Annotated in this window: 11 protein-coding genes; 6 read left to right on the plus strand and 5 right to left on the minus strand. The window is 70.5% G+C overall.

Features of this window, described 5'->3' with window-relative positions:
* Positions 1 to 11: 11 nt before the first annotated feature.
* Positions 12 to 1454: an MFS transporter gene (locus JK364_RS39830; RefSeq protein ID WP_201856292.1), complete on the minus strand. Its 1443-nt coding sequence runs from the start codon at positions 1452 to 1454 to the stop codon at positions 12 to 14.
* Positions 1455 to 1537: 83 nt separating this feature from the next.
* On the minus strand, positions 1538 to 2569 hold the full coding sequence (locus JK364_RS39835) for a LacI family DNA-binding transcriptional regulator (protein ID WP_201856347.1): 1032 nt from the start codon (positions 2567 to 2569) through the stop codon (positions 1538 to 1540).
* 204 nt (positions 2570 to 2773) lie between these two features.
* On the opposite strand from JK364_RS39835, the gene JK364_RS39840 reads away from it, so the two are divergent.
* From JK364_RS39840 to JK364_RS39855, 4 genes are read left to right on the plus strand one after another with little or no spacing between them, the layout of a single operon-like run.
* Positions 2774 to 3802: a sugar ABC transporter substrate-binding protein gene (locus tag JK364_RS39840; protein WP_201856293.1), complete on the plus strand. Its 1029-nt coding sequence runs from the start codon at positions 2774 to 2776 to the stop codon at positions 3800 to 3802.
* Between the two features lie 49 nt (positions 3803 to 3851).
* Positions 3852 to 4709 carry a sugar phosphate isomerase/epimerase family protein gene (locus tag JK364_RS39845; protein ID WP_201856294.1) on the plus strand — a complete coding sequence of 286 codons (858 nt, stop codon included), beginning with the start codon at positions 3852 to 3854 and terminating at the stop codon, positions 4707 to 4709.
* 52 nt (positions 4710 to 4761) lie between these two features.
* Positions 4762 to 5958, plus strand: a complete 1197-nt coding sequence (locus JK364_RS39850) for a Gfo/Idh/MocA family protein (RefSeq protein ID WP_201856295.1) — start codon at positions 4762 to 4764, stop codon at positions 5956 to 5958.
* 23 nt (positions 5959 to 5981) lie between these two features.
* Positions 5982 to 6980: a sugar phosphate isomerase/epimerase family protein gene (locus JK364_RS39855; RefSeq protein ID WP_201856296.1), complete on the plus strand. Its 999-nt coding sequence runs from the start codon at positions 5982 to 5984 to the stop codon at positions 6978 to 6980.
* Positions 6981 to 7087: 107 nt separating this feature from the next.
* Here the strand turns inward: JK364_RS39855 and JK364_RS39860 are convergent, their stop codons facing one another.
* From JK364_RS39860 to JK364_RS39870, 3 genes are all read right to left on the minus strand, one after another.
* Positions 7088 to 7522 (minus strand): Zn-ribbon domain-containing OB-fold protein, encoded by a 435-nt coding sequence (locus tag JK364_RS39860; protein WP_201856297.1) that lies wholly within the window; start codon positions 7520 to 7522, stop codon positions 7088 to 7090.
* A gap of 83 nt (positions 7523 to 7605) precedes the next feature.
* Entirely contained in the window at positions 7606 to 9378 is a 1773-nt protein-coding gene (locus tag JK364_RS39865; protein WP_201856348.1) for an acetyl/propionyl/methylcrotonyl-CoA carboxylase subunit alpha, read from the minus strand.
* 167 nt (positions 9379 to 9545) lie between these two features.
* Complete coding sequence (locus tag JK364_RS39870; RefSeq protein ID WP_201856298.1) at positions 9546 to 11162, minus strand: acyl-CoA carboxylase subunit beta; 1617 nt, start codon at positions 11160 to 11162, stop codon at positions 9546 to 9548.
* Positions 11163 to 11264: 102 nt separating this feature from the next.
* Here JK364_RS39870 and JK364_RS39875 point away from each other — a divergent pair, with 102 nt between their 5' ends.
* Complete coding sequence (locus JK364_RS39875; protein WP_201856299.1) at positions 11265 to 11945, plus strand: TetR/AcrR family transcriptional regulator; 681 nt, start codon at positions 11265 to 11267, stop codon at positions 11943 to 11945.
* A complete protein-coding gene (locus tag JK364_RS39880; RefSeq protein ID WP_201856300.1) occupies positions 11942 to 12550 on the plus strand; it encodes a TetR/AcrR family transcriptional regulator in 609 nt (202 codons plus the stop codon). The genes JK364_RS39875 and JK364_RS39880 overlap by 4 nt, the downstream gene beginning before the upstream one ends.
* Positions 12551 to 12574 lie beyond the last annotated feature (24 nt).

Here is a 12574-nt window from a genome sequence, read left to right on the forward strand (position 1 = left end):
CGGGATCCATGTCACGGCCGTGCGCTGTCCCGCCGGGTTCGCCGGGCAGCGCACAGCCTCGATGGCGATCGAGTCGGATGCCGGCCGCCTGGCGTCCGCTTCCTCGGTAGCGCGGTTGACAGGGCGAGGGCCACGGCGGCGACCGCGGCCGACGCGAGGAAGGCCATGGTGTAGCCGGCCTCCGTGGGGGGCGCGGCAGCCGAGCCGGTGATGATCACGGCCGCGAGTTGTGCGCCCACCGCGCCACCGAGCGTGCGAAGCAGCGTATTGACGCCGGTCGCCGCGCCGGTCCGGTCCGGACGCACCGCGTTCACGACCAGCCCGCCCAACGAGGCGAACGCGAACCCGTAGGCCACCCCGAGCGCCGTCCCGGCCAGGGCGAATTGCCACAGCGCGCCGTGCGCCGCGCCGAGCGCCGCGAGGGTCGTCGCGGCCAGGGCCGCGCCCGCCCGGAACGCGGCCCTGCTGCCCGCGCGGGCCGCGAGCCGCGTGGACAGCGGCGCTGCCGCCACCATCGCCACGGCCATCGGCGCGAGCAGCAATCCCGTTTCGGTGGCCGACGTCCCGAACCCGTAGCCCGCGTGTACCGGGGTCTGCGCGTACTGCGGGATGAGCGTGACCGCGGCGAACATCGCCACGCTGATCACGAACGTGGCCAGATGCATGAGCGCGGGGCCACGGCCGCGCAGCAGGCGCGGATCCACGACCGGCTCGGGCGACCGCGACTCGACGGCGGCGAAGCCGGCACCGAGCACGAGGGCGCCGGTGAGCGTGGCGAGAGTGGCGGCCGACCCCCATCCCCACGTACGGCCCTGGGTCACGCCCAGCAGCAGCGCCACCAGCGCCGCCGCCAGGAGCAGGGTGCCGGGCAGGTCCAGCACTGTGCCGTGCCGTCCGGTGCGCGCCGGGGCGGCACCGCGCGGCAGCCGGGTGAGCACCCCGGCGAGGGCCAGGAAGGTGATCAGCACCGACAGCAGGGACAGCGCCGCCGTGCCCAGCGCACCGGCGAGCGGCCCCGCGACCGCCATCGCGAGTGCCCCGCCGACGCCGAACATCGCGCTCAGCGCGGCGATCACACCGTGCAGTCGTTCGGGTGGGGTCCAGCGTCGGGCCAGCCCGAACGTCAGGGGGAACACACCGCCGGACACGCCCTGCAGTGCCCGCCCCGCGAGCACACCGCCGAACCAGCCCGCGTGGTCGGCCGCCGCGGCGAGCGCGCCGCCGGCAGCCAGGAATCCGAGGCAGGCCAGCAGGACGGGGCGGTGGCCGAGCAGATCGCCCAGCCGCCCGGCGATCGGGGTGACCACCGCTGAGGCCAGCATGAACGCGGTGACCAGCCAGGCGGCGGATGACGCGGAGACGCCCAGCTGGCGCCGGAACAGCGGGAGCGCGGGGATGACGGCGCCCTGGGTGAAGGCGACGACGAAGGCGGCCAGCAGTGACCCTAACACCATTAGTAACCACTGGTCACTAATTGGCCGACAGGCCGTCAGGGATGCGCCGATACGAGGAGGGCGGCGAGACGCGCGATGTTCCCCTACCCACGCCCGGCCGTGGTGCCGCGCACGACGAGACGCGGGGTGAGGACGACCTCGCGGGGCTCGGTGCGGTCCTGGTCGAGGCGTTCCACGGCGGCGGTCACCGCGTGCCGGGCCTGTTCCCGGGCGTTCTGGCTGACCGTGGTCAGGTTGAAGCAGCTCAGCCGGGAGAGCGTGTCGTCGTCGTAGCCGGCCACGGACACCTCGCCCGGGACGGCGACTCCGGCCCGCGCGAGGGCGGCCAGGACGCCGATGGCGCACTGGTCGTTGTACGCGACCACCGCGGTGGGCAGTCGGCCGCCGTCGAGGAGGTGGCGGGCGGCGCGTTCGCCGGCCGCTTCGGTGTGGTCTCCGGCGAGCACGCGGATGTGGTCGCCAAGGCCGTGGCGGCGCATGGCGGTGCGGTAACCGCGGCGCCGGTCGGTGGCGATGGCGCCCTTCCCGCCGTCCACGTAGACGATCTCGCGATGACCGAGTCCGGCCAGGTGATCGATGGTCTGACGCACGCCGTCGTCGTCAGCGGTGCGTACGACGTCCAGGGCGGTGTCCGCGATCCGGCGGCCGACCGTGATGACGGGGGCCTTGTTGTCGAGTACGGCGAGCGCGTCCGCGGGTGCGGTGGGGCCGAGCAGGATCAGCGCCTCGCTGCGGAAGGCCAGCAGGGTGTCCACCGCGGTCCGCTCGTCGCGGGTGCGGGTGAGGGTGCTCAGGACCAGGTCGTAGCCGACCCCCTCGGCCGCGGTGTGCAGATGCTCGACCAGTTCGGCGTGAAAGGGGCTGTGGATGTCGACCATGACGCCGAGCAGGCGGCTGCGCCTGCTGGCCAGTGTGCTGGCGGTGCGGTCCGCCTGATAGCCGAGGTCGGCGGCCGCCTTCAGGACGCGCTGCCGGGTCCGTTCGCTCGGGCCGGGCACACCCCGCAGCACCAGGGAGACCGATGCCGTGGACAGGCCCACCCGCGCGGCCACGTCCTCCAGCCTGGGGCGCTTGGGCGCGCCGTGCTGGTGACGCCCGGAACCACCGTCCTCCACCTGTGCCTCCCCGGCGCGAATCTCCTTGTGCGACACCCTTGACACCCTCGCGCGACACGGCCGATAGTACCAGGACTTAAAGCGCTTTAAATTGTCCTGTCGTCCCAACAAAGGCTGCGCCGACCGGAGCCGTCGTGGCGTCCGCCCCGCCGGCAGCCGGCGATCCACCCTCCCCTCCCCGACGCACAGCGAGGTGCACGCAGCATGAGCCGCATATCTCTCCCCCGTCCCCCGAGATCCACCGGATCCCCGCGCGTCGTGGCCGTCGCCGCCGCGGCCGCCCTGACGCTCGCGGGCTGCTCCAGCGGCTCGGGCGGGAAGAAGGCCCAGGAGGAGGCGGCCGACGTCTCCGCGGGCAAGTCCGGCACCCCCCGGATGACGATCGCGCTGGTCACCCACGCGCCCGCCGGCGACACCTTCTGGGACACCGTCCACAAGGGCGCCCAGGCGGCCGCCGCCAAGGACAACGTCAAGCTCATCTACTCCGGCGACGAGAACGCGGGCGACCAGGCCAACCTGGTGCAGAACGCGATCAACCAGAAGGTCGACGGCATCGCCGTCACCCTCGCCAAGCCCGACGCCCTGAAGGCGGTGGTCGCCAAGGCCGAGAAGGCGGGCATCCCGGTCGTCGGCCTCAACGCCGGGCTGAGCGTCTGGAAGGAGCAGGGCCTGCTGTCGTTCTTCGGACAGGACGAGTCCGTCTCCGGCCAGGCGCTCGGCACCAAGCTCAACGGCACCGGCGCCGAACACGCCCTCTGTGTCATCCAGGCCCAGGGCGACGTCAACCTCGAAGAGCGCTGTGCCGGTGTGAAGAAGACCTTCCGCGGCAAGACGGAGATCCTCTACGTCAACGGCACCGACATGCCGTCCGTGAAGTCCACGATCAACGCCAAGCTCAAGCAGGACGGCTCCATCGACGAGGTGGTCACGCTCGGCGCCCCCATCGCGCTCACCGCCGTACAGGCCGTGTCCGAGGGCGGCGGCAAGGCGAAGGTCGCCACCTTCGACCTCAACAAGGAACTCGTCTCCGCCATCGAGAAGGGCGACATCCAGTTCGCCGTCGACCAGCAGCCGTATCTGCAGGGCTATCTGGCGATCGACTCGCTGTGGCTCCGAAAGACCAACGGCAACTTCAGCGGCGGTGGTGAGCAGCCGGTGCTGACCGGACCGGCCTTCGTCGACAAGTCCAACGTCGACACGATCGCGAAGTTCGCCGCGAAGGGCACCCGGTGATGCGCATGACCCACTCCGCCCATGTTCCCCCGGCCCGAAGGGATTCCCCATGAAGATCGCCCTCGACCCGTTTATGATCCGCGACGTTCCGCTCCTCGAACTGCCTTCTGTGGTAGCCGAGTTGGGCTACGAGTGGATCGAGCTCTCCCCCCGGGAGGACTTCATCCCCTTCTTCCGCCACCCCCGTGTCGACGACGCCACCGTAGGTAAGTTCCGCAAGGCGCTGGACACGGCCGGAGTGGGCGTCTCCTCCCTGCTTCCCCTGTTCCGCTGGTCCGGCCCGGACGAGGACGCACGGCAGGCCGCGGTCCGGTACTGGAAGCGCTCGATCCAGATCTGTGCGGACCTCGGAGTGGACAGCATGATCTCGGAGTTCAACGGCCGCCCCGAGGAGCCGGACCGCAGCGAGGCGCAGTTCTGGCGCTCGATGGAGGAACTGCTCCCGGTGTTCGAACGCGAGGGCATCAAGCTCGCACTGGAACCCCACCCGGACGACTTCATCGAGAACGGCTACGACGCGATCAACCTGATCCGCGGCATCAACCACTCCCACGTCGGCTTCCTCTACTGCGCCCCGCACACCTTCCACATCGGCGACGACGCGCCCGGCATCATCGAGTACGCGGGCGACCTCCTCACCCATGTCCACCTCGCGGACGCCTTCGACCACACCGCGTCCTCGGGCAATCGCTACATCCTCAACCCGCCCGGCACCCCGGCCCGGATCCATCAGCACCTCGACATCGGCCAGGGCGAGGTGGACTTCGACGAGCTCTTCCGCGAACTGCGCGCACATGGCTTCGACTCCACCCTGACCGCCTGCGTCTTCGCCTGGGAGGAACGGGCCAGGGAGTCCTCCGCCTTCATGCGGAAGAAGATCGACGAATACCTGACCGCCCACTCCTGACCGGCCGCACCCCCATCGTTTTCCCTTTCCCTCGTTTCGAAAGGCATCCGCCATGACCACGTCCGCCCAGCCCCTCTCCGTCGCGGTGATCGGAGCCGGGATGGCCGGCCGCGCCCATGCCGCCGGCTACCGCAACGTCAACACCGTCTTCGACGCGGGTCTGCCACCGGTCCGGCTGGCCGCGATAGCCGACGCCAACATCGCGCTCGGCGAGGACGCCGCCCGCCGCTACGGCTATGAGAAGGCGCTGCCGAGCTGGGAGGCCGTCGCCGAGGACCCGACGATCGACGCCGTCAGCATCGTGGTGGGAAACGATCTGCACCGCCCGATCGCCGAGGCGCTGGTCGCGGCGGGCAAGCATGTGCTGTGCGAGAAGCCGCTGGCGGGAACGCTCGAGGATGCCCGCGCGATGGCCGAGTTGGAGCGTGGCGCCGATGTGGTGACCGCCGTCGGGTACACCTTCCGCCGCTCGCCCGCCATCGCCGCGATCCGCGATCATGTCCTGCGCGATGAACTGGGCGATCTGACGCTGTTCGGCGGCCGGTACTGGTGCGACTACGCGACCGATCCGAAGGGGCCGCTGAGCTGGCGGTTCAAGGGCGGGCCCGGCTCCGGTGCGCTCGGGGACGTCGGTGCGCACGTGATCGACACCGCCGAGTACATCGCGGGCCCCATCACCGCGGTCTCCGGTGCCTCGCTGTCGACGCAGGTCCCCAAGCGGCCCCTGCCGCTGGGCGCGGTCGTCGGTCATAACGCCGCGCCCGTCTCGGACGAGCTCGGCGCGGTCGAGAACGAGGACACCGCGTCCTTCACCGTCCGCTTCGAGTCCGGTCTGGTCGGCACCTTCTCGGTCTCGCGCACCGCCTTCGGCCTGCCCAACGGGCTCGCCTTCGACGTCCTGGGCGTGGGCGGCCGGGCCGCGTTCGACCAGCACCGCCCGGCCGAGTACCTCTTCGACGACGCACAGCCCGACGCTCGCCCGAGCGGCGCCCGCCAGATCATCGCCGGCCCGAACCTGCCCTACTTCAAGGGTGGTTACCCGATGGAGGCGCCGGGTGTGGGCGGCGGCAACGCCGAGATGTTCACCTACCAGGCGCGGGCCTTCCTCGACCAGGTCGCGGGCGTCGCCGAACCGCTGCCGCCCTGCGCCACGTTCGCCGACGCCCTGCGGACGATGGAGATCATCCAGGCAGTCGTCGAGTCCTCGCGTCAGGGCGGCACCGCCGTCGTCGTTCCGCCCGCCGTCTGAAACAACCGTAAGGAGTCGCACCCATGGCCCTCAAGCTCGGCGCCTACACCGCCTGCCTGCACGACCGCACCCTCTCCGAGGCCCTGGACATCCTGAAGGAGAACGGTCTGACCTCGGTCGAGGTCAATACCGGCGGTTTCATCCCCGCCCCGCACTGCCCGGTCGACCTGCTGCTGTCCTCGGCCACCGCACGCGAGGAGTACCTGGCGGCCTTCGCCGACCGGGGGATGGAACTGACCGGCCTCAACTGCAACGGCAATCCGCTCAGCCCCCTCCCCGGTGTCGGCCCGAAACACGCCGACGACCTGCGCCGCACCATCCGCCTCGCGGGCCTGCTCGGCGTCAGGCACGTGGTCACCATGTCCGGCACCCCGGGCTCCGACCCCGACGCCAAGTACCCCTCCTGGGTCGTCAACCCCTGGGACGGCGTGTACATGGACGTCCTGGACTACCAGTGGGGCGTGGCCGTCGAATTCTGGAAGGAGATCGACGCGCTCGCCCGGGAGAACGACGTCCGGGTCGCCATCGAGATGCACCCGCACAACGTCGTCTTCTCCCCTGTCACCCTGAAGCGGCTCGTCGACGAGACCGGTGCGAGCAACGTCGGCGCCGAGATGGACCCCTCCCATCTGATGTGGCAGGGCATGGACATCGTCGCCTCCATCAAGTGGCTCGGCCCGCTGGTCTTCCACGCCGCCGCGAAGGACGCCACGCTCTGCCCCGGCGCCGACATCCGCGGCGTCCTGGACACGTCCTTCACCCGTGTCCCCGCCGACGCCCCCGGCAAGGTCCCCACCGGCTACGGCTTCTGGTGCAACGCCTGGCCCGAGAACCCGGCGTGGAAGTTCGTCGCCGTCGGCCTCGGCAACGACGTCCCCTTCTGGACGGAGTTCCTGCGTGCCCTCGCCGAGGTGAACCCCGACATGGCCGTCAACATCGAGCACGAGGACGCCGCCTACTCCCAGACCGAGGGTCTGGCCCTGGCCGCCAAGAACCTCCGCGGCGCCGCGGAAGCCCTCTGATCCACCCGCACCCGTGGGCCCCGCTTCCGCCGGCCGGCGGAAGCGGGCGCCGCTGCTGTACTTCTCGCTGATGATCAAGGAGGGCGAACCGGACGTTCGCGGGCCCGCTATGCGTCGCAGAGCTGAAAGGCGATCTCCTGTGGCTGCGCCCCGAACCCCAGCCGTACCTCGGCTCCGACACACGCCCTGGCCAGCGGCACGGCGCTGACCCTGGCGCGGAGGCGGAACCCTTCGCGCATGTCGATGATGGCCATGGCGCGGGGCTTGCCCACGCTGCGACCGACAAAGGTGACGTGATGGATGACGCCGATACCGTCACTGCGTTCCTCGGCCATGTCGGTGGAGCCGCAGACAGGGCACAGCAGGCGGCGGAAGACCGCGGTATGGCACCAGCGGCAGCGCTGGAAGTACAGCACCCCGTCCCGGATCCCCCCTGCTGGGATGGGGCTCCGATGGTCCGCGTCCATCTGCGGTGCGGCAGTCGGGACGCCGTCCCCCTCGAAGGGGCCGTTGTCTGCGGTTTCGATCACTGTATGGGACATGGCGAATTCTCCTGACCGCTGTCCGGTGCGGCGGAACGGCTCTGTGAAGGGAACGAGGGCGGCCCTGGTCGGCTGATGTGTCGTCAGTCCTTGATCTCGCAGATCGCGGCGCCGGCGGTGAGGGCGGCGCCTGTCTCGGCGGACAGGCCCTTGATGGTGCCGGACTTGTGCGCGTTCAGCGGCTGCTCCATCTTCATCGCCTCCAGGACGACGACCAGGTCTCCCTCCTTGACCTCCTGGCCCTCCTCGACGGCGACCTTGACGATCGTGCCCTGCATCGGGGACGCGAGGGTGTCACCCGAGGCGACCGGGCCCGACTTCTTGGCCGCACGCCGCTTGGGGCGGGCGCCCGCGGCGTGGCCGGTGCGGGACGGCGACATGCCCAGCGAGGACGGCAGGGAGACCTCCAGGCGCTTGCCGCCGACCTCGACGACCACCGTCTCACGGCCCGGCTCCTCGTCCGTCTCCGCGTCCGAGGAGGCGGCGAAGGGCCTGATCTCGTTGCTGAACTCGGTCTCGATCCAGCGGGTGTGGGCCGTGAACGGCTCGGTGGAGCCAGTCAGTTCGGGGGCGAACGCCGGGTCCTTGACCACCGCGCGGTGGAACGGGATGGCGGTCGCCATGCCCTCGACCCGGAACTCGGCCAGGGCGCGAGCCGCCCGCTGAAGGGCCTGCGCACGGGTGGCGCCCGTGACGATCAGCTTGGCCAGCAGCGAGTCCCACGCCGGGCCGATCACGCTGCCCGCCTCCACACCGGCATCCATGCGCACGCCCGGGCCGGACGGCGGATCGAACGTGGTGACCGTGCCCGGGGCGGGCAGGAAGTTCCGGCCCGGGTCCTCGCCGTTGATGCGGAACTCGAAGGAGTGGCCGCGCGGTTCGGGGTCGCCGTAGCCGAGTTCCTCGCCGTCGGCGATACGGAACATCTCGCGCACCAGGTCGATGCCGGCGACCTCCTCGGTGACCGGGTGCTCCACCTGAAGCCGGGTGTTGACCTCCAGGAAGGAGATCGTGCCGTCCATCCCGACCAGGAACTCCACCGTCCCCGCGCCGACGTAACCGGCCTCCTTGAGGATGGCCTTGGAGGCGGAGTACAGCTGCGCGACCTGCTCCTCGGACAGGAACGGCGCCGGGGCCTCCTCGACCAGCTTCTGGTGGCGGCGCTGGAGGGAGCAGTCACGGGTGGAGACCACGACCACATTGCCGTGGGTGTCGGCCAGGCACTGGGTCTCCACGTGCCGGGGCTTGTCCAGGTAGCGCTCGACGAAGCACTCGCCGCGCCCGAACGCGGCCACCGCCTCGCGGACCGCCGACTCGTAGAGCTCGGGGACCTCTTCGAGGGTGCGGGCGACCTTCAGGCCGCGGCCACCGCCGCCGAAGGCGGCCTTGATGGCGATGGGCAGGCCGTGCTCCTCGGCGAAGGCCACGACCTCCTCCGCCCCGGAGACGGGGTCGGGGGTCCCGGCCACCAGCGGGGCACCCGCGCGCTGGGCGATGTGCCGGGCGGCGACCTTGTCACCGAGGTCGCGGATGGCCCGCGGCGGCGGGCCGATCCAGATCAGACCGGCGTCCAGGACCGCCTGGGCGAACTCGGCGTTCTCCGACAGGAAGCCGTATCCGGGATGGATGGCGTCCGCGCCGGACTCGCGTGCCGCGTTCAGGATCTTGTCGATCACCAGGTAGCTGGTCGCCGGGGTGTCACCGCCCAGGGCGAACGCCTCGTCCGCGGCGCGGACGTGCGACGCGTCCCGGTCCGGGTCCGCGTAGACGGCCACGCTCACGATCCCGGCGTCCCGGCAGGCCCGGACCACGCGGACAGCGATCTCGCCACGGTTGGCGATCAGCACCTTCGTCAGCATTCCGACTCCAGCTCGTTCCCAGCCGCGGTCAGCCGGTGCACCACGCGCGCGTGCGGTGCCGCGACGGCGCCGGCCTGCTCCGCTCGTTCCAACAGGTCGTTCATGCTGCTTTCTCCAAGAGTCGGGGTCTGCTCGTTCAACGAGGCCAGTAGGAGCGGTCCGGGCTAGAGGGGGATGTTGCCGTGCTTCCTGGGCGGCAGCGACTCGCGCTTGGTGCTCAGCTGACGCAGGCCGCGCACGATGTGCCGACGGGTCTCGGACGGCATGATCACCGCGTCGACGTAGCCGCGCTCGGCCGCGACATAGGGGTTGAGGAGGGTGTCCTCGTACTCCTGGATGAGCCGCGCCCGGGTCGCCTCCACGTCGCCGCCGGTCTCGGCCTCGGCCTCGGCCTCGGCGAGGGTGCGGCGGTGCAGGATGTTGACCGCGCCCTGGGCGCCCATGACAGCGATCTGGGCGGTCGGCCAGGCCAGGTTGAGGTCGGCGCCCAGGTGCTTGGAGCCCATGACGTCGTAGGCGCCGCCGAAGGCCTTGCGAGTGATCAACGTAATCAGCGGGACCGTCGCCTCCGCGTAGGCGTAGATCAGCTTGGCGCCGCGGCGGATGATGCCGTCGTGCTCCTGGCCCACGCCCGGCAGGAAGCCCGGCACATCGACGAAGGTGATGACCGGGATGTTGAAGGCGTCGCAGGTGCGTACGAAGCGCGCGCCCTTCTCGCTCGCCTTGATGTCCAGACAGCCGGCGGACTGCATCGGCTGGTTGGCGACGATGCCCACCGGGTGGCCCTCGACCCGCCCGAAGCCGGTGACGATGTTCGGCGCGAACAGCGGCTGTGTCTCGAAGAACTCGGTGTCGTCGAGGATGTGCTCGATCACCCTGTGCATGTCGTACGGCTGGTTCGCGCTGTCGGGTACGAGGGTGTCCAGCTCCAGGTCCTCGTCCGTGACGGCGAGGTCCGCCTCCTCGGGGAAGACCGGCGGCTCGGAGAGGTTGTTGGACGGCAGGTACGACAGCAGTTGCTTGACGTACTCGATGGCGTCCTTCTCGTCCCCGGCCATGTGGTGCGCGACACCGGAGGTGGTGTTGTGGGTGCGGGCGCCGCCCAGCTCCTCGAAGCCGACGTCCTCACCGGTGACGGTCTTGATGACGTCCGGGCCGGTGATGAACATGTGCGAGGTCTGGTCGACCATGACCGTGAAGTCGGTGATCGCCGGGGAGTACACGGCTCCCCCCGCGCAGGGGCCCACGACCAGGCTGATCTGCGGGATGACACCACTCGCGTGGGTGTTGCGGCGGAAGATCTCGCCGTAGGCGCCGAGGGAGGCCACGCCCTCCTGGATGCGGGCGCCGCCGGAGTCGTTGATGCCGATGACCGGGCAGCCGGTCTTCAGCGCGAAGTCCATCACCTTGACGATCTTCTGGCCGTAGACCTCGCCCAGCGCGCCGCCGAAGACGGTGAAGTCCTGGGAGAACACGGCCACCGGTCGGCCGTCGACCGTGCCGTACCCGGTGACGACGCCGTCGCCGTAGGGGCGGTTGCCGGCCAGGCCGAAGTTGGTGGAGCGGTGCCGGGCGAACTCGTCGAGCTCCACGAAGGAGCCCTCGTCGAGCAGCAGGTCGATCCGCTCGCGAGCCGTCAGCTTGCCCTTGGCGTGCTGCTTTTCGACGGCGCGCGCGGAGCCGGCGTGCGTCGCTTCCTCGGTACGGCGCTGAAGATCCGCGAGCTTGCCCGCGGTGGTGTGGAACCGCGGGCGGTGCTCACTCTGCGTAACGGAATCCACGCCGGAACCTCCTATGGTACTCAATGTCTTATGAACGGTACTCAGTACCGCCCGGTGGGGCAAGTGGTCTCCGGGCACTGAGACAAGGGAGGATGAGCGGTCATGAGCAAGCCAGCCGCGCGGATCCGGCTCGCGGACGCCGCGTTCGTTCTCTTCGACGAACGCGGATACGAGCGGACCACCGTCGATGACATCGCCGAACGGGCCGGAGTGGGCCGTACGACGTTCTTCCGGCACTACCGGTCGAAGGAAGCGGTCATCTTCCCCGATCATGACCGGCTGCTGGAGCTGATCAGGGACCGCCTGGCCACCTCCAGTGACAGCACCGCCCTGGTCGCCGTATCCGACGCCGTACGCCTGGTGCTGCTGCACTACATCGATGAGGGCGACCTCGCACGCCGCAGGTACGCGCTGACCAGCAAGGTTTCCGCCCTACGGGATCGGGAGATCGCCAGCGTGGCGCGCTACCAGCGACTGTTCCGCGAGTTCATCGCGGACTGGATGGGAGACCCCACCGAGGCGGCCTCGCTTCGGGCCGAGCTCATGGCGGCGGCAGTGGTGGCGGCCCACAACCACGTACTGCGCCGATGGCTCCGCGGCGAGTCCGCCGACCCCGTCGCGGAGGTCGACGAGGCGATGCGCGAAGTCCTCGCTCTCTTCCCGACACCTCAGTCCCCCGGGGGAAGGGACGATGACGGCACCACCCTCGTCGCGTTCCGGACCAGCCAGGATCTCGATGCCTTGCTCCCCTCGCTGCGACGCCTCATCGAGGACGGCCCTTGAGCGCGCCTCGGCATCGCCTTCACACGACGAGCACCGCGCGCCCCGCACGGGGGCGCCCCGCACGGCTGAGCCGCGAGCTGATCGTCTCCACCGCGCTGCGGTGCGACCTCACCACGCTCACCATGCGGGAACTCGCCACCCACCTCGGCGTCTCGCACTCCGCGCTCTACCGCTGGGTCCGCGACCGCGAAGGGCTCTTCGACCTGATCAGCGAGGTCATGGTCGAGCGCATCCTGCCGCCGGACGACCCCACGGAGCACACCTGGCGCTCATGGCTGGCCCGCCTCGCATGGGCCATGCACGACGAGTTCCTGGCCGTCCCCGGATACGCGGCCCGCGTCGCGCATCCGCACCGGCACAACCCGGCCTCGTTCGGGCGGCTGCGCGAGCGGGTGGAGGCCGCGTTCATCGCGGCCGGGGCCGCACCGGAGGCGGCGCGGCAGAGCTGGTACGTCTTCGGCCTGAGCGTCGTCCAGTGGCTCGGCGGGGTCGACCAGGGCGTCTCCATGGAGGGTGCGCCGCCCCGCTTCGACCTCTTCCTCGACACGCTGCTGCGCGGCCTGCCCGCCCGCCTTCCCGTCGAACACCCGCGTCCCGACGTCTGATGCGACGCACCGCGAATCCTCGGC

It is taken from the genome of Streptomyces endocoffeicus (assembly GCF_016741935.1).
Lineage (GTDB): Bacteria > Actinomycetota > Actinomycetes > Streptomycetales > Streptomycetaceae > Streptomyces > Streptomyces endocoffeicus.

Coding starts and splice junctions, on each gene's coding strand:
- JK364_RS39840 (WP_201856293.1), top strand. CDS start 2,774: ATGAGCCGCATATCTCTCCCCCGTCCCCCGAGATCCACCGGATCCCCG.
- JK364_RS39845 (WP_201856294.1), top strand. CDS start 3,852: ATGAAGATCGCCCTCGACCCGTTTATGATCCGCGACGTTCCGCTCCTC.
- JK364_RS39830 (WP_201856292.1), bottom strand. CDS start 1,454: ATGGTGTTAGGGTCACTGCTGGCCGCCTTCGTCGTCGCCTTCACCCAG.
- JK364_RS39850 (WP_201856295.1), top strand. CDS start 4,762: ATGACCACGTCCGCCCAGCCCCTCTCCGTCGCGGTGATCGGAGCCGGG.
- JK364_RS39860 (WP_201856297.1), bottom strand. CDS start 7,522: ATGTCCCATACAGTGATCGAAACCGCAGACAACGGCCCCTTCGAGGGG.
- JK364_RS39855 (WP_201856296.1), top strand. CDS start 5,982: ATGGCCCTCAAGCTCGGCGCCTACACCGCCTGCCTGCACGACCGCACC.
- JK364_RS39875 (WP_201856299.1), top strand. CDS start 11,265: ATGAGCAAGCCAGCCGCGCGGATCCGGCTCGCGGACGCCGCGTTCGTT.